16 protein-coding genes and 2 pseudogenes are annotated in these 21,514 nt (G+C 58.5%); 10 read left to right on the forward strand and 8 right to left on the reverse strand.

Going from position 1 to position 21,514, the window contains the following annotated elements; all coding sequences use genetic code 11:
• Window positions 1-10: 10 nt before the first annotated feature.
• The 5 genes from RQ479_RS24170 to RQ479_RS24190 all read right to left on the reverse strand — a co-directional run bounded on the left by RQ479_RS24170 (window position 11) and on the right by RQ479_RS24190 (window position 4,616).
• On the reverse strand, window positions 11-1,120 hold the full coding sequence (locus RQ479_RS24170) for an electron transfer flavoprotein subunit alpha/FixB family protein (RefSeq protein WP_024505237.1): 1,110 nt from the start codon (window positions 1,118-1,120) through the stop codon (window positions 11-13).
• A 16-nt stretch (window positions 1,121-1,136) separates the two neighbouring features.
• The gene (locus RQ479_RS24175; RefSeq protein ID WP_024505238.1) at window positions 1,137-1,988 is read right to left on the reverse strand and encodes an electron transfer flavoprotein subunit beta/FixA family protein; all 852 of its coding nucleotides are present in this window, start codon (window positions 1,986-1,988) and stop codon (window positions 1,137-1,139) included.
• A gap of 188 nt (window positions 1,989-2,176) precedes the next feature.
• On the reverse strand, window positions 2,177-2,554 hold the full coding sequence (gene nifW / locus RQ479_RS24180; RefSeq protein WP_024505239.1) for a nitrogenase stabilizing/protective protein NifW: 378 nt from the start codon (window positions 2,552-2,554) through the stop codon (window positions 2,177-2,179).
• Window positions 2,555-2,734: 180 nt separating this feature from the next.
• A complete protein-coding gene (nifS, locus tag RQ479_RS24185) occupies window positions 2,735-3,946 on the reverse strand; it encodes a cysteine desulfurase NifS (protein ID WP_024505240.1) in 1,212 nt (403 codons plus the stop codon).
• A gap of 349 nt (window positions 3,947-4,295) precedes the next feature.
• Window positions 4,296-4,616, reverse strand: coding sequence for an iron-sulfur cluster assembly accessory protein (locus RQ479_RS24190; RefSeq protein ID WP_024505241.1), 321 nt, complete (start codon window positions 4,614-4,616; stop codon window positions 4,296-4,298).
• A gap of 586 nt (window positions 4,617-5,202) precedes the next feature.
• On the opposite strand from RQ479_RS24190, the pseudogene RQ479_RS24195 reads away from it, so the two are divergent.
• Window positions 5,203-6,234, forward strand: a pseudogene (locus RQ479_RS24195) (hemin-degrading factor); the annotation flags it as partial.
• A gap of 261 nt (window positions 6,235-6,495) precedes the next feature.
• Here RQ479_RS24195 and RQ479_RS24200 read toward each other — a convergent pair.
• Window positions 6,496-7,728 (reverse strand): MFS transporter, encoded by a 1,233-nt coding sequence (locus RQ479_RS24200; protein WP_024505243.1) that lies wholly within the window; start codon window positions 7,726-7,728, stop codon window positions 6,496-6,498.
• A 1,480-nt stretch (window positions 7,729-9,208) separates the two neighbouring features.
• Here RQ479_RS24200 and RQ479_RS24205 point away from each other — a divergent pair.
• From RQ479_RS24205 to RQ479_RS24230, 6 genes and pseudogenes are all read left to right on the forward strand, one after another.
• Entirely contained in the window at window positions 9,209-10,387 is a 1,179-nt protein-coding gene (locus tag RQ479_RS24205) for a cytochrome P450 (RefSeq protein WP_024505246.1), read from the forward strand.
• 29 nt (window positions 10,388-10,416) lie between these two features.
• Window positions 10,417-10,539: pseudogene (locus RQ479_RS24210) on the forward strand (ferredoxin); the annotation flags it as partial.
• A gap of 138 nt (window positions 10,540-10,677) precedes the next feature.
• Window positions 10,678-11,265 carry a nuclear transport factor 2 family protein gene (locus tag RQ479_RS24215; protein ID WP_050580531.1) on the forward strand — a complete coding sequence of 196 codons (588 nt, stop codon included), beginning with the start codon at window positions 10,678-10,680 and terminating at the stop codon, window positions 11,263-11,265.
• Window positions 11,266-11,413: 148 nt separating this feature from the next.
• Window positions 11,414-13,015: an SDR family oxidoreductase gene (locus tag RQ479_RS24220; RefSeq protein WP_063169384.1), complete on the forward strand. Its 1,602-nt coding sequence runs from the start codon at window positions 11,414-11,416 to the stop codon at window positions 13,013-13,015.
• A gap of 138 nt (window positions 13,016-13,153) precedes the next feature.
• Entirely contained in the window at window positions 13,154-14,206 is a 1,053-nt protein-coding gene (locus RQ479_RS24225) for an LLM class flavin-dependent oxidoreductase (RefSeq protein ID WP_024505249.1), read from the forward strand.
• Complete coding sequence (locus RQ479_RS24230; RefSeq protein WP_024505250.1) at window positions 14,193-14,819, forward strand: nitrogen fixation protein NifQ; 627 nt, start codon at window positions 14,193-14,195, stop codon at window positions 14,817-14,819. Before RQ479_RS24225 ends, RQ479_RS24230 begins: the two co-directional genes overlap by 14 nt.
• Here the strand turns inward: RQ479_RS24230 and rpoN are convergent.
• Both rpoN and RQ479_RS24240 read right to left on the reverse strand, forming a co-directional pair.
• The gene (gene rpoN, locus RQ479_RS24235) at window positions 14,816-16,249 is read right to left on the reverse strand and encodes an RNA polymerase factor sigma-54 (protein WP_024505251.1); all 1,434 of its coding nucleotides are present in this window, start codon (window positions 16,247-16,249) and stop codon (window positions 14,816-14,818) included. The two genes, RQ479_RS24230 and rpoN, sit on opposite strands and share 4 nt — an antisense overlap.
• A 68-nt stretch (window positions 16,250-16,317) precedes the next feature.
• Window positions 16,318-16,851 carry a peroxiredoxin gene (locus RQ479_RS24240; protein ID WP_024505252.1) on the reverse strand — a complete coding sequence of 178 codons (534 nt, stop codon included), beginning with the start codon at window positions 16,849-16,851 and terminating at the stop codon, window positions 16,318-16,320.
• A gap of 1,173 nt (window positions 16,852-18,024) precedes the next feature.
• Here RQ479_RS24240 and RQ479_RS24245 point away from each other — a divergent pair.
• The 3 genes from RQ479_RS24245 to RQ479_RS24255 all read left to right on the forward strand — a co-directional run bounded on the left by RQ479_RS24245 (window position 18,025) and on the right by RQ479_RS24255 (window position 21,413).
• Entirely contained in the window at window positions 18,025-18,297 is a 273-nt protein-coding gene (locus tag RQ479_RS24245; RefSeq protein ID WP_196815419.1) for a hypothetical protein, read from the forward strand.
• An 872-nt stretch (window positions 18,298-19,169) separates the two neighbouring features.
• Complete coding sequence (gene hisC, locus RQ479_RS24250) at window positions 19,170-20,300, forward strand: histidinol-phosphate transaminase (RefSeq protein WP_127218593.1); 1,131 nt, start codon at window positions 19,170-19,172, stop codon at window positions 20,298-20,300.
• A gap of 78 nt (window positions 20,301-20,378) precedes the next feature.
• The gene (locus tag RQ479_RS24255) at window positions 20,379-21,413 is read left to right on the forward strand and encodes an LLM class flavin-dependent oxidoreductase (protein WP_081714418.1); all 1,035 of its coding nucleotides are present in this window, start codon (window positions 20,379-20,381) and stop codon (window positions 21,411-21,413) included.
• The last annotated feature ends 101 nt before the right edge of the window (window positions 21,414-21,514 follow it).

Below are 21,514 nucleotides of genomic sequence, written 5' to 3' on the forward strand. Positions count from 1 at the left end.
GTCCTCTCCCTCAACTCGCAAGCTTGTCTCGACTGTGCGGCGACAGCCGCCGGGTGAAGGCTTCCGTCAGTGCGGGCAGGAAGCGGATTGCATCCGTGACGATCCCGAGGTGGGCGAACTCGAAAATCGGCGCGTTCGGATCGGTGTTGATCGCGACGATGAGATCGGCCCCCTCGACCCCAACTCGGTGCTGGATGGCGCCGGAAATTCCGGCCGCGATGTAAAGCTTCGGTCGAATGGTCTTGCCAGTTTGTCCAATCTGTCGATCAGCCGGCATCCAGCCCTTCTGGACCAAGGGGCGCGAACAGCCATGCTCGGCGCCGATCGCTCGGGCAAGATTCTTCACAAGCTGAAGGTTCTCCGCCGCTCCGAGACCGAGGCCTCCCGCAACCACGACATCCGCATAGGCAAGATTTGCCATTGCCGACTGGTTATCCGGTAGGAAGCCGAGGACTTTGGTGACGATATCGTCCTCAACGAGCGACAGCTTGTGCCGCATGACACGCCCGACCGGCTTATCCACCCGTTGCGGCATAGGCATGACCCTTGGTCGCACCGTCGCCATTTGCGGCCGGTAATTTAGTGTATAGATCGTACACAACAATGAGCCACCAAAAGTCGGACGGGTCGCGGCGAGTGAACCGTCGGAATCTACATCAAGTTCGGTGCAGTCGGCCGTGAGCCCCGTCTGCAGGGTCGTCGCTACCGAGCCTGCAAGATCCCTGCCCAGTGTGGTCGCGCCGAGAAGGAGGATTTCGGGTTTATGGGTATTGACCAGATCCGTGAGCGCCTTGGCGAACGGCTCGTTCCGGTAGTCGGCGAGCGGCGGCGCATCGACGATGTAGACAAGATCCGCCCCGTAAGCGAAGGCCTCGGCAACAGCGTCCTCGACCATCTCGCCCGGCGGTCCCAGCACGACGCCCGCGAGCTGGACTTCAAGCTTGTCGGCTAATTTGCGGCCTTCGCCCAGCAGTTCGAATGATACAGGATGCACATTGCCGCGTTCGAGCTCGAGGAAGACCCACACGTGCCGGTAGTCTTTGAAACGGTCGGGAAGTTCTTTCTTTACACCGGCACGGCCGGGGGCAATGCGAGGGGTAGTTTGGCTTGCGGTCGACATTTTCTGCTCCTGGCCGTCACGTGCCGCTGTTGAAGGCCAGCTCATGTTCCAGCGCCGGCCGGCGGGTTAAGATATCGGCGATGAGTTCATCGGCTATGTCCTGCAAGCCCCTTTCCGCGGTGTCGATCTGCGCCGCCCTTTCTGCCCGTGCGGTGGGGGCGAAAACACGCTTGACGACTGTAGGCGAGCCACGCAGACCGCACCGGGTGAGATCGTCAATGCCGGCGTCGGCTGCAGTCCACTTCACGACTTGGCTGCGCGCCGCGCACAGAGCCTGCTGGAGCGAGCCCCGGCGGATTTCGTTGGTGTCTTCCAGCATTGTAATGAGGCAAGGGAGTCTGCTCTTCAGCAACTGGGTGCCGCCTTCGGCGCGACGCGCGACTTCGATCTCTCGCGTATCGCGGTCGATGGAGGCAATCTTCGCGACATAGGTAAGTTGCGATAAATCTAGGCGCTTGGCTATGCCCGGTCCGACCTGGGCGGTATCGCCGTCAATCGTCTGCTTGCCGGTGAAGACGATGTCCGGCCTGCCGAAAGTCTCCCCAATTTTTGCGATTGCTTGCGAAAGAGCAAAGGAAGTCGCCAGCGTATCGGATCCGGCAAAATAGCGGTCCGTCAAGAGAACTGCTCGGTCAGCACCGTAACCGAGCGCCTTTCGCAGCGAGTCCTCCGCCATGGGCGGACCCATTGTGAGCACAGTAACCTCGCCACCATGAACGTCGCGCAGTTTGAGCGCTTCTTCCAGGGCGAACAGGTCGTAAGGATTGATGATGGTCGGAACACCCTGACGCATGATCGTGTTCGTCACCGGGTGCACGCGGATCTGTGCCGAATCCGGCACCTGCTTGATGCAGACTACGATATGCATTGGCGGTTTCTCTAAGCTCCCAGTCCGGATTCGTGCTTGGCGGTTCACCTCATTGCCTGCATCGTTCATGCCAAGTCGTCTTCCTGCCTCTATTCCAGAAGGTGGCTTCGTTTGCTTCCGAGGAGGCGTCATGAGGACTGGATTTGTCGACTTCTCGACATTGTCGCGTCGCAGCCGTGTCGGGCTCATTACTTTCCGAACCGCTTCAGTGCAGAGTCGAGCGGGACGAAGGCGCGGCCAGGTGCGGGACATATGTTTGGATCGTGGTCCCTTAGCACCTTGAACACACGTTGCGTGAGCGGCGAGGAAGTCGCGAAATCTTCGTAGGCGCGTTCCAGCTTGGCGCGCACCCGCGCGGCGATTACCTGGTTAGGCAGACCGGAGAAATCTTCTTCGGCAAGGTATTGGCCCACGCGCTTCATGATATGGAGCCGCGAGACATTCATCACTTTCGGGTCATAGGAGACGCCAAGGCAGGCGAAGAAGTCCTCCGCGGCCGACAGGCCCTTCAGTCGCGCTAGGATATCGGTGCGATCGATCGGGCGGCTATCAGCGGAGCAGTTCATTGTATTCTCCCGGCGCGTAATTGTGGTGTCGATGCATTGGTGACATTGCTGACGGCGTGCCGACCTCTGGCACGGCGGCTGGGCAAGAGACTTGGCGATCTCAAGCTTTTCTGAAGTGGTGAAGGCGACCCCGAGTTTGACTGCTCTCCATTGCGCAGGGTCGTCACGTTGAGGAAGACCTCACGGCTTGTCGGCTATTGTGCCGCTCGGACCCGGGCCGGAATGAAGCTGTTCTGCACCTCGCCCGCACAGTCCAGCACTGGGAACGGCCCGTAGCTTCTCGGTGATCGCAGGCAGGACCTCAAGCACGCGGTCTACGTCATCTTCGCCGTTGTCACGCGACAAGGAGAAGCGGACTGCCCCACATGCCGCGTTCATAGCGATCAGAACATGGCTCGGTTCCAGTGAGCCAGAGGCACAGGCGGACCCGGCGGAACAGGCGATTCCCAGCCGGCTCAGGACAATTGGAATTGCATCGCCTTCGATACCTTCGAATCCAATGTTTGCAGTGTTTGGCAATCGCTCTTGCGGATCGCCGTTGATGGATGTGTTTGGGATGCGCTGGATGATCCCGTTCTCAAGGCGGTCGCGCAACCATTTTATTCGTTTTGTCTCGTCCATGAATTTCAAGGCGAGTTCGGCCGCCATGCCCAGTCCGACTATGCCGGGTGTGTTTTCAGTGCCTGCACGCCGGTCGCGCTCTTGGTGCCCACCCTTGATCATGGAGGAGAAGCGCACGCCACGTCTTACATAAAGCGCGCCTATCCCCTTTGGACCATGCAGCTTGTGGGCGGAGAGCGACAGCATGTCGATCGCGGTCGATTTCAGCTCAATCGGAAGCCTTCCGACCGCCTGCACTGCATCAGTGTGGAAAAGCGCGCCGACTTCCCTGGCTAGATCGGCAAGCTTAACCACGGGAAAGATCGTACCGGTCTCATTGTTCGCCCACATTATCGAGACGATTGCCACTTGTGGGGTGAGGGCGGTTCTGTAGGCGTCCAGGTCGAGCCGGCCGTAGTGATCGACTGGGATAATGTGCACCTTGACGCCGCGCGTCTTCTCAAGGTGCGCGCACAACTTCAGAACGGCCGGATGTTCAACCGCGGAAGTCACTATTTCCGTTCGGTCGGGCATCACCTCCAGCGCCGAAAGGATGGCTGTACTGTCGCTTTCAGTCCCGCCCGAGGTGAAGATGATCTCGTCCTCGAATCCCGCGCCGATGAGGGCTTGCAACTGTTGCCTCGCCTTTCTCACGGCTTCAGCAACCGATGCGCCATAGGCGTGCATGGACGAATGATTGCCAAATTGCTCCGTAAAGAAAGGCAACATCGCTCCAACGACTGCAGGATCAACCCGCGTCGTTGCGTTGTTGTCGAGATAGACAGGGTTCATGGGAGTGATCCTTCAACTGCTGAAATGATTCAAGGGTAGGCGGGCGGCCATTGAACCTCTGGCGCATATCGTATCTGGTAAGGTGGGCGGCCGGGCGAGCGATGGCTTGCTGACCGGTCGCTGTCGACATTGCCCTTTGGTGGCGGCATCCGCCGGGAATTCAGCTGTTTCGGGCAATTTTGTTTGCTTGCCCACGGCAACGATCGATGATCGCGATTTGGCGCATCACCGAACGCAATTGTTCCGGGCCGACAGTGCGTGTCGGCCGGTTCCAGAGCGCCGGCGGTTACCGGTTCGACGCAGTATTCCTTGGCGTCGCTATTGTCGAACATAGCCTGTTCCCTCGCAATCATTTGCAGGACTTGCCGCAGCCGCACGTCTCACGCGCATTGGGGTTATCGAAAACAAAGCCGGATGTTTCGAGCCCAGTGACGAAGTCCACGGTCATGCCGGCGGCATGGGGTTGGGAGCCTCTATCCATGAACACCTTGAGCCCATCTCGCTCGATGATCGCATCGCCCTCACGTGAGACGCTCTCCAGGCCCATTGAGTATTGGAAGCCGGTGCAGCCGCCGGCATGGACCATGATGCGAAATCCTTCCGCCGGCTCGCTGGCGCGGTAAAGAGCGGCCTTGATGGCGGCAACAGCGTTGTCGGTGAGCGTAATCATGGCTCGATTTCTCCTCGGTCCGGCGTTTTCGCGGATCATCTCGCATGGACCGTGCCAAAGGGAAGACGTGTCAAAAACCGTAGGACATCCCGACGTCTCTTATGCTCGATTGCTGGGGAGACGTCCGACAACCGACACTTACTGTCGGGTTTGTCGCGTCCGCGTCACAGGAAGGGCGCCTGAGTTCGCGATGCACTCACGCGTAAAGCAATGAACAGAGCCAAAGATGTTCAGAGCTTGCCGCGGAGCAACTGGCACGATTTTTGTGAAGCCTTCGTTGCGGCGGCAAAATTGCCGGCCGATTCACCTTTGGGTTGCCCTCGCAATCGAAGAACGAAGGAAAGCAATATGATCCATCAGACCCGCCTTAAGTGGGAAAGCAGCACCGCCGGTGGTACCCGAATGCTCGATCGGCCGATTGGCGCCGACCACCCAACAATCGCTCTCTACCGGCGATTGGCCGCTGACCGCCCGGAGACAGGATTCGACTGGCATGTGCCTGACGATCGATCGCGTCCGCCGTGCACACCCCTGAGGCCCGTTTTTCGATCGATCGTCAAAAGAAGAACGGGGCAGGGGTAAAAACATGGATCAGCGCAAGAAGCGGTCGCCCAACGAAATCCGGCGTGCGTGGGAAGTCTGTCCGAACATTCCCGCGCGTGATTTCGCCGCCCAATTGGCCATTTCGGAAGCGGAACTGGTCGCGGCCCATTGCGGTTTCGGCGCGGCACGCATCGACCCGCGCATGAATCACCTTCTGACGGGCCTCGAATTCGTGGGCGAAGTGACGGCGCTGACCTGCAATCAAGGTGCCGTGCACGAAAAGATTAGCGTCTTCAACAGAGTGATAACCGGCAACAATCACGCCATGGTCCTTGGTGACGAATTCGACCTTCGCGTCTTCCCGCAGGCTTGGAGGTATGGTTTCGCTGTTGAAAGGCGCCATCGCGGCGGAATCCAGCGCAGTTTGCAATTCTTCGACGCCGCCGGCGCAGCAGTGCATAAGGTGCATCTCAGGCCGGTCTCCAACCTTCATGCCTATCGAAAGCTGGTGGCCGAGCTCGTATCCGCCAACCAGGAGCCGACCATGTCGCTTAAGGCGAGAGTAGCCGACCTGGGGGCGAGGACTGCGGACTGGGCCGGCACGGTGGACGACCTACGCGAGTACTGGAGCCGGCTGACTGACGTCAACCTTCTAAAGACGCTCAAGCTCAGCCGCTGCCAGGCTTTGCGCATGGTCGGCCAGGATTACGCTTGGCTGCTCGACAATGCCGCAGTTGGCGCCGTGCTCCAGCGTGCGGCCGAAGACGAATTGCCGATCATGTGCTTCGTCGGCAACCGAGGTTCTATCCAGACCCATTCCGGCTTAATCAAGTCGGTCAAGCAGATCGGGCCGTGCATCCATGTGCTGGACGAAACGTTCCGGCTGCATCTCAGGACCCACCAAATCCGTGAGGTTTGGGCCGTGCGCAAGCCGACCAATGACAGTCACGTCACCTCGCTCGAAGCATATGGGTCCGACGGCAAGATCATCATCCAGTTGTTCGGTGCGCGCAAGGAAGGCGAACGCGAGCGCGACGACTGGCGGGTTCTGGCGGAAAACCTGCCTCGTTTCCCCGACAGCTACATGAGAAAAGACCGATCGTCGTCGGTGGGACGCCGGCGCCCATCTGCCTCCGCAGCCAGTAGCCGGGCATTGAAGCCGAGACCGGGGACACGATGACGCAATAAGCGCGCTGTATTATCGCAACGCGATGAGCAGGAAGCAATTTGGCGCTGCCCCATCGACCGCATGGTTACGACGAAGCCGCGGCCTTTGGGCCGAGCTCAGAGGTGACAATAGCGTGAACGCCGCCGACCGTCACTCCCCACCAGGCGGTCAGGTTTTGCGGTTGGGGCCGAGCAAAAATACTGTCAAGACAGCGAGGAACGTGGCAACCGCGCTGTAGACAAAGACACTGGCAATACCCGTGTGATCCACCAATAGGCCACCGAAAGTTGTGCCGGCTGCGATGGCCACTTGGAAGGTTATGACCATCAGTACACCAGCGCTCTCGGCCTGTTTCGGAGCGGCGCGTAGCACCATCCATGTCTGCAATCCGACCGGGACCGCGCCAAAAGCAAAGCCCCATACGGCAACTGCAATTGCCGAGGTCAAGGCCGATGCTCCCATGGTCAGGAGCGAGACAGCGGCTACGGCAATGAGCAGGGGCGGCAGGGCCGCGACCGCCTTGAGACTGTGTTTGGTGAGGAATGCGCCGGCTAAATTGCCGAAGACGCCGGCCGTGCCAAAAGCAAGGAACACGAGCGGGATTGACTTCTTTTCGAGCGCAGGAACGCTCTCGAGAAAGGCGCGGATGTAGGCGAAGCTGGCAAAATGGCCGGAAGCGACCAATAGCACGACTAGCACCGCAACCTTCATCGCCGGATTCTTCGCGACATCCAGCGGACTGCGGAATCTGCGCACTTCGATCGGAGGCAGTGGCGGAATGGTTACGAGTTGCACGAGCAGCGCAACGGCACTCACGATTGCGGCGACCTTGAACGAGGCTCGCCATCCCCAAATGTCACCGACATAAGCGCCGATTGGAGCCGCGCAGACGGAGGCGACAGAAACGCCGGTGAGGATGATCGACATGGCGCGCGGCATGAGGTGACTTGGAACCAGCCGCATCGCCAACGCTGCCGAAATTGACCAAAAACCACCAAGCGATATGCCAAGGACGACGCGTGCCGCCAGCAAAACCGGCAGCGACCCCGCAACCTCTGCCAGAACGTTCGACAGGATCAGCAGGAGCGTCATCGCCCAGATGACGACCCTGCGGTCCAGACGCTTTGTCACGAAGGCGATTATCGGTGCCGAGATCGCCGCGACGATTGCGGTCGCTGTTAGCGCCTGTCCAGCCGTGCCCGTGGTGATACGGAGATCATGCGCGAGCGGTGTCAGAACGCTGGCGGGCAGAAACTCTGCCGTCACAAGCCCGAAGGTGCCGAAGGAAAGCGAAATGATGGCACCCCATGCAGGGCCAGAACGTTGATAGAGACTTTCTGGGTCAAGCCGATCTCGGTCGAACAAAGCCGCGTCCACTAAATCTGTCGCCGATTCGGTCATGAATGAGTTCTCCGGCTAGTGTTGCAGCAGGGGTGGCTACATCGCCGGGGATCAAAGCCGCGAGACCTTCCGGCGGCGGCCAGTCGGCATCAGTCGAGGCCTCGGCGCCCGACGCATCCGAGGCCTCATCGGAGGGCCGACGGACCCAACCGTCGACAATGCGGGAGAGTTCTCGGCGCGGTCGCATCGATCGCATTCGTGAAGTGCGGTCTGTTCACTGCGAACCAAGCAAGCCGAACGCGGTGTCCTCGATTGAGGCCTTGATGGGGGGATGATCGACGATCTCTATATTGCTTTGAAGCAGGAAGTTCCGTCGCCATATGTGGTTATCCTGGCAGCCAGAATTGAGCGGTTGTCGCAAGCACCAAGGCGGTCGCAATGAGTGCAACGAGGCGGAAGTCTGATGGATGGCTGCGGTTCGATGGCCGCGCGATCGACAAAATTGAGGTGATGAGTTATCCCTTTTGAAGCCGTTGCTCCCAATTCTGGGATAAGGTAATTGCAGGCGGTCCCAGCAACGTCGGGCGGCCTTTTTGGTGATCGAATTCATGGGACGACACTCTCGGTCCGTGACGCATCTGCGAATGACTGCGCAAGTTCCGTGCCATCAACGACAAATCTGGCTCTGCTGAGCGGGTGGTGGAGGCACGAGCGTGGTCTATCCCAAGAGCTTGCCGCAAGGTTGTTCGAAGTTGAGGTGCCGGATAGACCGCAAATATGTCGGGCGGCCTGGGGTTGGCCAACACGAAGATGCGCAAGTTCAAAAGGACGAGCTGAACCCTTGCCGATATCCGTCCGAGGCTGATCTGGAGAAGGTCAAGAACTGCGTCTTGAAGGCTTCCGCCGCACCGGCAAATGCGAAGCCAAGGTGCTGGGCAAGATGGACAGGGCCATCCAACCCGTCGACTGGACGCTCATTAATGGCGTCGGTGTGGCTCTGTAGCTGGCGAGAAAAACGCCCTGCTGAAAGACAAAAGCTCGTGTGACCGGCTCTGAAGGACGGCCAATGAGGCATGCGAGGAGAGGCTATAGTCCATTCGTGTAGACTGATCTTGTCCCACGGAGGCGGCTAACCACCCCGCCAGACATCATCGAGGGGAGCGCCACTAGGCTCACCCCAAGTGTTGGTCGTTTCCACCTGGTGACCTCGGCCAAGTCACCAAGCCGCTTAGCGCAAGCTTTCGAACTGGATGCTCCCCGGGCACATGATCGGCTAGCGATCCCACCAGTTGAGTTGCTCCAAGTCGGTGTCTAGCTTTCTACATTCTGTGTCCGACGCTGGACAAGAATGTTGCAATCCCGACCAGTAAGTCAGCACAGGCGCCACCTGTTGCCCAGCAAAACGGCAAGGATTATCGAAAGACGAATTCGGCACGGAGCTTGCACCAACGATTGCATGCAAACGACAGCATCTCATGAACGGTCTCTCGATTCTGGCGCGGTTAAATCGCGGCCGGTTCCAGATCATGTCCCGCCCGAAATGGTGAGGGACTTCAACCTGTTTACGTCGCCCGGCATGTTGCCGACGGCTAACGGGGATCCGCATGCAGCGGTTGCTTGCGTTCATGCCGGGCCTCCGATCTTTTATTCAACCAGCAACACGCGCGACGGTCGGGGTACCTGGGTCATCACTCGCGCGAGCGACCAGCGCCGGGTGCTGCAGGACACCGAAACGTTTTCCAGCCATCGCAGCATCTTCGCCTCTGTGCTCGGCGAGAGCTGGCCGATGATCCCGCTTGAGCTCGATCCGCCATTCCACGGTGTTTTTCGCTCATTGCTCAATCCGCTGCTTTCGCCAAAGCGGGTAATGGCATTGGAGCCGGCTGTCCGGGAACGAGCGATCAAGCTGATCGACAGGATCGCCGCATCAGGCACGAGCTGCGACATCATGAAGGATTTTGCAGTTCCGTTCGCGGTCAATATCTTCCTTCGCTTTATTGGGCTTTCGGACGACGGACTAGAAACATTTGTCGGCTGGGCTAGAGATCTGCTCCACGGCGATAAGGAGCAACGACCACCCGCAGCCCGGGCGATCGTGGCCTTCATCGACGAACTTGCCACCGAGCGCCGCAAGGAGCCGGTCGATGATTTCATGACCTTCATCGTGAAGGCAAAGGTCGAGGGTCGTCTGCTCAGTGACGAAGAAGTCCGTGGCATCGGCGTGCTTGTGTTCGTCGCGGGACTCGACACGGTCTCAGCAGCCATATGCTTCGACTTGGCCCATCTCGCGCGCAACCCCAAAGATCAGGAATTGCTACGAAGCGAACCTGACCGGATTGCCGTCGCTGCGGAAGAATTGCTGCGCGCCTATTCGACCATTCAGATGATCCGAGTGGCAACGAAGGATGTCGACTTCAAAGGCGCGCCGATCCGCAAGGGAGATTATGTTTCCTGTGCCACGATGATTGCCAATCGTGACCCGGCGGAATTCGAATGCCCGAATGAGATCGATCTGGCGCGCGAGGACAACCGGCACGCTGCCTTTGGCTATGGTCCCCATCGTTGTCTTGGCTCACACCTTGCCCGGCGGGAGATTGTCATTGGCCTGGAGGAGTGGCTGGCGCGCATCCCAGCCTTTCGGATCAAGACAGGGACTGAACCTATCACCTTCGGCGGCCATGTGTTCGGGATCGAGAATCTGATCCTGGACTGGTCCTGAAGTTTCAGCCAACGACATTGGAGTTCGCTATGCGTGTCGTCGTACATAAAGCCAGATGCCAGGGTCATGCGCGCTGCTGGGCGCGGGCGCCGAGAGTCTTCAAGCTTGATGACGCCGGCTACATCTTGCCCGGTGATATTGATGTTGCCGATGGGGAGCAACTGCTTGCCTCAAAAGGGGTACGAGCCTGCCCCGAACAAGCTCTGGAAGTTGACGAGCCCCCCGCTAACTCAGTTGTAGAGAGAGACACACGCAAAGTGCAGACTGGCATCGGGAAGGACAAAACAATCATACAATTCGCGACAGACCCTGTCGACCACGCGAAAATTACCGAACTGCGTGACCGAGAGGCGATCCGCAACTGCCTGTATCGGTACTGCCGCGGGATAGACCGCGCCGATGAGGCGGCGCTGCGTAGCGCATACTGGCCCGAAGCGTATGACAGGCACGGTCCCTATTGCGGACCGGCAGAGGACTTCATCCAATTTGCTCTCGGTCTGCCGGGGCACCGTAACATCCATCAAATCACGAACAGCCTGATCGACTTCATCAGTTCAGCAGAGGCCGCGGTCGAGAGCTATTTCACCGCGCTGCAACGCGGACCGGATACAGACCAAGAAATACGTCAGACGCTGCTTTGCGGCCGTTACTGCGATCTGTTTCAGAAGAGGCAGGACGAGTGGCGAATTGCGGAACGGACAGTCGTCTACGATTGGGTTGAGGAGCAAATCCCGCCAGCGATTCTTGAGGCAGATAGGTTCGGCCGGCGACAGCCGATTGGAGCACCACATCCAGACGATCCCATCTACCAGTTGCTCAAGGGTCACATCCCCACCGACCAAGATGGCGTCGAGGGTCCCCAACTGGGAGCTGCATAAGTGGGTAGAAATGGAGGATGAGCGCCCTACGGGAACGACATCTGTGTGGGGCCGCAACTGGCGGTCACTGGAACGATTTGGCTCGGCCCTTCATTCCGCCCAAGGTTGATGGGCTGAGATCACAAGCGGTCATCGTGGAGAAGCTCTCGTGAAACTGGCAGCACGCACCGTAATCATCACAGGCGCTGCGGGCGGGATCGGCCGTGCCCTGGTCGATATCCTTGCCGCGGACGGAGACACTGTAGTTGCGGTGGACCTTCCGGGCAGTGGTGTGGTTGAACTGGCTCGGGATCTCGGGTCGCCGCACGTCGGTCTGGAGTGCGATGTGTCGCGAGAGAAGGACATGCTCTCACTTTTCGGCCAGGTCGAAGCACGCTTCGCGCAAATCGATGTCCTCATCAACAATGCGGCGGTTGGACCCACGATGGATAGGATCATCGACACCGCTGTCGATACCTTCCGACGCGGCGTGACAGTGAACCTTATTGGGCCATTCGTTATGGCCAGGGAAGCGGCGCGGCGCATGAAGCCGGGCGGTGCGATCGTCAATGTGGCTTCGATGGCGGGCGTGGTCGGCAATCCCAGGCGCAACGCCTACGCAGCCTCGAAAGCTGGCGTGATCTCGTTGACAAAATCCCTTGCATGCGAGTGGGCTATGCGAGGAATCCGCGTCACGGCGGTGGCGCCGGGCTCCGTCCGCACCCCAATGGTCACAGAACTGGCACGCGCTGGCAAAATGGACCTCGCGGCGATACGCCGCCGCGTGCCGATGGGGCGCTTGGCTCGCCCCGACGAGATCGCCAGGGTCGTGCGTTTTCTGAGCAGCACGCAGGCGCGCTACATCACCGGCTCGGTGCTGGCAGTCGACGGAGGCTGGATGTCATTCAACCAGCCGGGGGATGCTCACCCGCCGGTGGATGGTGCGCTTCAAGCCGAGCTCTCCTGTCCGGCCGAATGCACAGATGCGCGAATCGTGCTCGTCACCGGTGGCGCAAAAAGCATTGGCGCGGCCGTCGCTCGCCGCTTTGCCGCGAACGGCGACACCGTCGTGATTGCTGATAAAGATGGCACTGCAGCGGCAGAGCTGGCTACATCGCTCCCCGGCAAGCATCTGGCGAAATCGCTGGACGTGGCCGTCGAGAGCGATGTGGTGTCGATGTTCGAAGAACTGAGGGGACGCTTCGGGTATATCGATGTTCTGGTCAATAGTGCTGATACCGCCGACAGGATTGTGCCTGCGATCGAGCAACTGTCGAAACAGCTCGAACACGTCCTGGATGTCAACCTTACCGGCGCCTTCACCTGCGCGCGCGAAGCGATCAAGGCTATGCGCCCGGGCGGCGTGATCCTCAATCTCGGGTCGATCGACAGCTTTCTGCCGTTCGCGCCGCGCCATGCCTACGGCGCCTCCAAGGCGGGGATGGATATGCTGACCCGTTGCATGGCGGCCGAACTCGGGCCGGTCGGAATTCGGACAGCCACCGTCGCTCCTGGCCACATCCGCACGCCCGCACTTGCTCAGTTGGCCAAAGCCGGCCGCATCGACCTGACAGCAATCGGACGACGCATCCCCATGGGCAGGATGGGACGGCCAGAAGACGTCGCAGATGCATCGTTCTTCCTTGCTTCGTCTGACGCCTCATACATCAACGGCTCGATCCTCTACGTGGACGGCGGCTGGACCTCGTTCGGTGATGCGGGAAACGCCAGCGAGCTCTATGACGAATGTTTTGCGGAGGCCGCAGGTTAATTGCCAGGCCTTCCCAGGGCGACCGGCCGAGCATTATGAAGCCTCGGCTCCACGACGCACCTGAGGTGCTTGAGATCCAAGCATGCGCATGCCGAGCACATTCCCGGTCGGCTGACGTGTCCATAACGAGGAGAAATCATGGAATTTGCCACTTTCATTCTGGCCGCCCAGCGTGGCTATCACCAATCCTCAGAAAGCGTCATCCGCAACTCCATCGAACAGGCCGTCGCTTCGGAGCAGGCTGGGTTCAACACCGCGTGGTTTGCTGAGCACCACTTCAACAATTACAGCCTCATACCATCCCCGCTGATGATGGTGGCGCACTGCGCCGGCTTGACAAGCACGATTCGCCTGGGCACTGCCGTCTGCGTGCTGCCGCTTTACCAACCGCAGCGCCTGCTGTCCGAGATCGGCTTCGCCGACATCGTTGCGAACGGCCGTCTCGAGCTCGGCGTAGGCTTGGGATACCAGCAGTTCGAGTTCGAACGGTTCGGCGTGGACATCGATGAGGCGCCGGCCGTCTTTTCGGAATACCTGGACATCATTCTCAAGGGCCTCAACCAAAACGTCTTCGAACACGACGGCCAATATGAGAAGATCCCCCCAACAGCGATTTCGGTCCGCACAGTCCAGCAGCCGACGCCGCCTATCTGGATCGCTGGCGGAGCCGCACGGATGGCTCGGGCCTACCGCGAGGGGCACAATTTTTTTGTCACAGCCTTCCACGACGGCTTAGAGACTTTGACCACACTGCGTGAATCAGTCGAGAGGGCGGCGGCATCCGAGGAAAAGAACGTCACCGACGTCAAGATATCGCTGCTGCGCTGCTGCTATGCCAGCCACGACGAGTTGGAGATCAACAGCTATCTCGACAATGCCCGCTTCCAGCGCCGGCTTTCTGAAGCCCTGCATCAGCGCCGCCAACAGAGCCACGATGGCTACCTGCTGCAGGAGACACCGACCCAGCAGGATCTGTCCTTCGAGACCATGCGCAAAAATTTGCCGATTGGCAGCGTAAATCGCGTGATTGATCGCCTGCTGGAAGAGATCGATATCTTGAAACCGGACCAGATCGCAGTTCAGACTCAATTGGGCGACTTCGACCAAAAGACGATGCTGCGCCAGATCGAGCTCTGGGGCGACAAGATCATCCCTGCGGTCAACAAGGCGCTTTGTCATGCCGGAAGCTGAAGCCGGCCGTTACGATGATGGCTGCCTATCCAGCGCGCAATGGCGTGGGTCCGAGCTAGGGAGGAGCTTCGATCAGCATGTGCTGCCCTGCGTACATTCACGTTCGCTTGAGGAGGTCCAGGCGGGCGAGGTGTTGGCGACGGAGGGGACAGGCCTTTCGTCTGTCGAATTGCGTGATGTCTTGGCCGCAACTTTCCCGTCTACCTCCAGCAGCGTATTCGCTTTGGAGGAGTTGAGCGAGCCCGAGCCGGAACTGGAAGAGGAACTGCTACGCCGGCTGCTGCTAGCGCATGCTGCGCCGGCCGACCCGGCGAGCGCCCGCTTGGCCAAGATCATCGCCCGGCGTGCGATGCGCATGGACCATCTTTGGCGGGATCTTGGCCTCTCAAATCGCGCTGAGCTCAGCCGCCTGCTTGCCAGACATTTTCCCGCGCTGGCGGCAGGCAACACAGAAAACATGAAATGGAAAAAGTACTTTTACCGCAAGCTGTGTGAGGCCGAAGGCTTTTCGTCATGCACAGCACCCAGTTGCGGGGAATGCCATGACTTCGAAAGCTGCTTCGGCCCGGAGGAAGTTGAGAGTTGCCTCTCGCCGACCACGAATGTCGGTTAGTCACTTCGCTTGATCGCAGCTGCGGACAAACGCTTATCGCGGCGCCGTCGTATGGAGGAAGGGATGTTCATCGCCTCGCGATATTTGGTGACGGTACGGCGAGCGACATCGATGCCGGTCTCCTTGAGTTGAGCAACGATGTCTTCGTCGGAATGTACCTTGTCGAGCGATTCTTCGGCTATGATTGCCTTGATCCGATGGCGGACAGCTTTGGCGGAGTGCGCATCGCCGCCCTCGCAGGATGCGATTGGCGCAGCGAAAAAATACTTCAGCTCGAACACCCCGCGCGGAGTTAACATGTACCTGTTCGAAGCCACCCGGCTTACCGTCGACTGGTGCATGCCGATCTCGTCAGCGACATTTTTGAGACAGAGAGGCCGCAGATGGGCGGCGCCGTGTGTAAAAAAGGCATCCTGCTGGCGCACGATTTCGTTCGCAACCTTAAGGATCGTCTTAGCGCGCTGCTTGAGACTGCTGATCAGCCAGTTCCCTGTTTCCTGGCAATGGTCGAGAAACGCTTTGCCTTCCGGATTTTGCTTGGTCAGCTGCGAGATTTCGGCGACATAGGTGTGGTTGATCAACACTTTGGGCAGCGTGGCCGGATCAAGCTCCACCCGCCATCCACCTTCGGACGAGGGCATTACCCAGACGTCCGGTACGATGGTTTCCGGCGTCCCGGACTGGAACCGGTCTCCAGGCTTGGGATCGAGCGCGCGGATTTCGTTCCTCATGTCGAGGAGATCCTCCTCGTCGACTCCGCAACGCTGCTTCAATCCCTGAAAATCCCCCCGTGCAAGCATCTCGAGATTGGCGACCAAAGCTGCCATAGCCGGGTCGAACCGGTCTTGCTGGCGCAGCTGAATCTCCAGGCATTCGCTGAGAGTTCGCGCAAAAATGCCCGGCGGATCAAATTGCTGCAAGATTCCGATGACCCGTTCCACATCAGCTTGCCGAACGTTTAACCTCCTGGCCAGATCGAAAAGGTTTACCTGAAGATAGCCAGTGTCCTCCAGATGAGCGGCGAGCTGTCCGGCAATCAGCCGCTCCTGGGGGGTGAACGGGGTGAGGGCGACCTGGCGGGCGACATGGTCGTGCAATGTTTCGGTGTGGGCGGTAAACTCCTCGACGGCAGGTCGATCGTTGCCGCTACTGCGTTGCGACTTCCATTGCCCGCGCCCGCCAGACGGCCCGCCAATGGGCGATTCGCCGATTTCGCTTCTGCTTTGACTGCTCCGCTGATCCACCCCTGGCAGCGGCGAATCGTCGTCAAACGGGTCAGGCTTCAAAACGGGGTTCTTCTCGAGTGCCTGCTGCACGAGCTGATGGAGTTCAGTATGCGTCAATCGCAGCAAGCGAATAGCTTCAATGGCTTGAGGCGATAAGACCATACGTTGCTTCTGGCGTTGAAGCAGGCTTGCTGAGAGATGCATGTTGAACCGTGATCTGCCGAGGAGGCTCTAGTGTGTGCTTGGGTTGTGTGAGACTTTCCACTTCTGGGTCATGCCGCCGCCTTCAATTTGTCGAGAACGTTTTGCGGGGATGAAACGCCATAGGGGTCCGTCTCGCAGTTGTCACAGAAGCCTTCCTCCTCGAACCACTGCTCCACCACGCCATCGTCGATCAGAGCGGCGTATCGCCAGGAGCGCATGCCAAAGCCCAGATTGTCCTTCGCGACCAGCATGCCCATTTTGCGCGTGAACTCGCCCGACCCGTCTGGGATCAGCTCGATCTTCTGCAGCCCCAAGGACTTTCCCCACGCATTCATGACGAAAGCATCGTTGACCGAGACGCAGTAGATCGCGTCAATTCGCAGTTCCAGAAATTGATCATAGAGTTTTTCGAAATCGGGCAGTTGGAAGGTCGAGCAGGTCGGGGTGAAGGCGCCAGGCAGCGAGAACAGGATGATGCGCTTGCCCCCGAAATAATCGTCGGAGGTCTTGTTCTCCCACCGATAAGGATTTGGCCCCCCGATCGACTCATCGCGAACACGCGTGCGAAAGGTCACGAGAGGAACGTTCTTTCTATAGGTCATTGATTTGCTTCCAGGCCAAAGTGATACGGTGCATTTTTCGGTTAAACTGAAGCGGCATCGACTTCGGTCGACAGTTCCGGCAGCCTCGCGCCTTGGCGTGGTTGCCTCGGACCGGTCTTGTGCAAGACCGCCCCCGAGCAGGCACGTTTAACGGCGACGAGCTTCCGCGGAGACGGGGAATTTTGCTCGCGTGCTTTATCGAGCTTTGAGAGGTAGGCATGGTCTGCAACCGTGATTTTGACTGCGTTCTATCGACCGAGTCGCAAGCGCCATGCCAATTGACCCGATGCCTTGGGTTCACTTCGGTTTTTGCAGCAACTTTCGTGTTGTGCAGTAATGCCGGTCGATATTATTGCTCAAGCAGCACTGGAAATTGGGTGCGACTCCGTTCGGCAAACCCGGCCTTTGTCCGAAGCCGGACACGAATGTCGCAAATAGCCAAACGCCAGGATCTGGGGCGGGTTAAGAAACGTTGCCGTGGGCACCGGCTTCAGCACAATTGCGCCCCGCGAGCATGGCTCCCAGCGTCAATGCCGTGCAGCAGCGAGACGAAGTCACTGCAGAATATCAACCTCTGCGAAGTCGTTGAAACCCAGCATGTGCGAGCCGTTCGAGGCGAAGATCAAGGCATGCTCGAGGAAGAGCTCGTGCTCTCGGCAGCAAGTGTTGCGACGTCTGACAAGGATCGTCGCGCTTCAAGGAAAAGAACCTGAATGGTGCACGGCTTGTGAAGGCCGGCGCATGGAAATGGCTGGGCTGATCATCCTCCATGAGGGTTGAATGAAGAGCTGGCCCCTATCTCCCTCAGCTGCAACGGGGGGAAATAGGGCATGTCCGTCTATCGCGCTGGGTAACATTCCTCGGTGAGGCAATAAGGGGGAGCAATTTCTCATTTCGGCAGACACGACCCAGCTCTCCTTTCATGCGCTGATTCCCCCAGGGGAAATCGCGACTCCAGGCTTCCTATGCAGCGAATCGCGGTGCTGTCCGATGTCCGACAATGTCGGATGCGGATCGTAGCTGGGCTAGATCCGTCACTTTGCCTCGATGGTTTCCCACTGGCCTTATATCTGCTTCGCCCAAATGCGGCGACATAACCTGTGCGGCATCTGTGAATGGATCGACTTCAATCGAGACCTCGGAGGTCCCGATGCGCGAAGGGAGCTTGCCGATATGACGGCCACCATAGCGAACCACGGTCCGGACGACGAGGGGACTTGGATCGGCGGGCCTGCGGCGCTGGGACACCACCGCCTGGCAATCATCGATATCCAGGGCGGCCGCCAGCCGAGGATGCTCCAGGAGGATGGCCGACCTGACTTGGTGCTCGTCTACACGGGTGAGACTTACAACTACCGCGAGCTGCGTCAACAGCTGGCCGGCCTAGTCCATCGCATGAACACGAACAGTGACACCGAGGTGGTGCTGCACCGCCCCCGCGAGTAGGGCTCTTCGGCGGGTACACTTTTTTCACGAAATCCGTGAATGTTTCTCGCGACATCATCCCGCAATCGGTGGTGCAGCGGGTGAAGAGCCCGTATCCGGCTATCCAGAATGCCGCCTACGACAAAATACTACGTACGCGGTTCACTGTGATGCTGGACGACCTAGTGCCGGCAGTGGCACCGCTGTTGTCCGTCGACAGGTCCCGCGCTTGCTCGGTGCGACCAACAACCTTAAGCGCTAGGGCGTAACCTGACCCTGCAAGATCTCCTCACCGACTATAAGGTGCGCCTCACGATCTGAGACGATGGGACAGGATGGCTAAGGAGGTGCGCCGTCTTGCATGCCCCGCCAGCGAGGCGAACCCTCTTGGCTACGCGCGCCACCAGCGACGCTCCATATCGTCAGGCCTGCGTCTCATGCTCAGATGAGCCGGTATTTGGCTCTCTCATCAGCAAACCGAGAGAGCCCATGCCAAGACGGAAGCAAGCAAGACGAACGAGCGTCAGAGATATCCTGCGCCTGACCCATAAACAGGGCAGTCCGGTGGGCCAGGTGGCAGAGCAACTGAGGTTCGGCAAGACTTCGGCTTCCACCTATCTGCGGGCGCTGGAGACGGGCTGTCGTGCAGGCCCTGCATGCGGCTTTGAGGACGATGCGATGTTGAAACACCGTCTGTTGCGCCGAATCGGCCGTCGGCCAAACGTTGGGTCGTCATCAGGTTCTCGACAGCTTCCCGGTGTCAAATCCAAACCGTGGTCGGCGATCCCCACCAGGGTGGGAAGGCAGCGCTGATATAGCCGAACGTCGATCAAGTCACGATCAACGATTGCCTCATGTCACATGCCCTGCGGGACTGAAAAACGGAGAAGAACATGTGCGATGCAAAACTGAAGACCGTGCTTTCGCTTTTTTCGCCGGTGGCCAGCAAATTAGATGCTCTCTCGTCCAACGGACCAGCGACGGATGCAAATTGCGTTAAGCTAAATACGAACGAGAACCCGTTTCCGTTGCCGAAGAGCGTAATGCAAAGTGCAATTGCTGCGATCGAACACCAGTATCTTTATCCGGAAGACGACAATCTCAGCTTAAGGGCAGCTGCCTCCGATGCTTACGGATTTTCCAAAGATCAGGTGATTGCCGGCAACGGTTCGTCGGAGCTGCTCGGACTCATCTACAGAGCTTTCCTCGCCCCAGGAGATAGAGTGGCAATGCTGTCGCCCGGATTTTCGTTCAACCGTAAACTTGCCATGTTGCAGGGTGCCGAGTTTCTCGAAATCGCATCGAGCGAAGCTCATCCCCTGCCGATAGAAAAACTGCTGTCCGGCCCCGCAAAAGACGCGAAGTTCATTCTGTTGGCTAATCCGAACAATCCGACCGGAACATTCGTGCCGGTGGCCGAAATCGAACGCCTTGTGGAGCAAGCAGATCGCTTGATCGTCTTGGATGAGGCCTACGTTGACTTCGCACCCGACAATGCCCTGCGCCTCGTCAATAGACATCCGAATCTTTTGATCTTGAGGACTTTTTCAAAGAGCTATGCTGCCGCTGGCGTGCGAGTCGGCTTCGGTTTCGGTCACCCAGAAATCATTGGCAGGCTGCGCAACATCCAGAATGTCTTCAACATGAACGTGATCGGGCAGGCGGTCGGGAAAAGCATTCTTGCGCATCGCCACGCCTACGAAGAGAACCACAGGCACATCAAGCATGAACGACAGCGAGTGACCCTGGCGCTGTTGCAACTTGGCTTTTCCGTAACACCCTCCCACGCAAACTTTTTGCTGGCCCGTGTGCCGGCGGGACAGGAGGGCTCATGCTGGCAAGCCGCGTTGAAAGAGCAGGCGATCCTCATCGCCAGCTTTCCTGACGTAGATTTGAAGAACTGTATTCGCGTCAGCATTGGCACCACAGAGCAGATGGACAAATTCCTTGCTGCCGCCGAACGCGTCTGTATGAACTTTAAGAAGAATCGCGGTGTTCACAAGCATGAAGTCGATTCACATTAAGCATCAAGTAATAGGTGTTGATATGTCGTGAGCTATGATTTTATCGAACAAATAATTGGTAATTTGGAGAGCAATTAATTGAAGAAAATTTCCGCTTCGGGCCTGACCTTCGGCATCTTCGATCATCTGGACGAAAACGGCGATGACATCGCACAGCAATATGCAGATCGGCTGAGCCTAGCAGAAGCGTGCGATGGCTTTGGCTTTTATGCGTATCATCTCGCCGAGCACCACTGTACCCCGCATGGCAGAGGTCCATCACCGAATATGTTCTTAGCGAGCGTCGCCCAGCGAACCCGCAGTCTTCGTGTTGGTCCCATGGTAATGCTACTTGCGCTCTATCATCCGCTGCGTGCCTTCGAGGAGATCTGCATGCTTGATCAGTTGAGCGGCGGCAGGCTTGAACTCGGCATAGGGCGCGGCTCTGCTCCCACTGAATTGGGATACTTCGGGGTTGCTGTAGAAGCAGCACCAGAACAGTATGCGGAGGCCAGTGAGATTCTCATCAATGCGATGAAAGGCGGGACGCTTTCTTATCAGGGCCGCCACTTTGAGTTGAAAGATGTTCCGCTGACGTTGAGACCTCACCAATATCCCCATCCGCCGACATGGATCGCCACCAATCGACCCGAGCCGGCTAGCTGGGCCGCTGCGAATGGGGCAAACATCGCCTGCGTCGGACCCTCCACTTCTGTTCGCAGCGTTACCGACGCGTTCCGCGCCGCCCGAATTCACGATGCTGACATTGGCCAGCAAGCGCCATTTCTTGGATTGCTCCGAATGGTGGTGATAGGGCGTTCTGAAACAGATGCGTATTTGCTCGCAGCACCTGCCTATGAACGATGGCTCAATAGCTTCAAATTTCTATACGAACTAAATGCCATTTCCACTCCACCAAACTTGCCTTTGAACTTCGATGCAGCAATTGAAAGTGAATTGTGCGTCGTGGGAACGGCAGATTCTGTCCGAAAAGCTCTCCTTGATCAGCTGGAAGAGGCAGGTGCTAATTATCTTCTGTGTCAACTGGCATTTGGAGATTTGCCGCTGGATGCCTCACTATACACCGCATCGGCCATTCGATCCGAAATCATGGCTCGAGTTGCCGCATCGTGAATCCGTCGTGTGATTGGAGGAGCAGCGGCAGCGCTGCTCCTCATTGCGAAACGGTTGTGGGGGCCGGACTCCTGTGTCAGGTGTAAACCATTGGAGCACGT

The sequence above is a fragment of the Mesorhizobium sp. ISC25 genome (assembly GCF_042295465.1).
GTDB lineage: Bacteria > Pseudomonadota > Alphaproteobacteria > Rhizobiales > Rhizobiaceae > Mesorhizobium.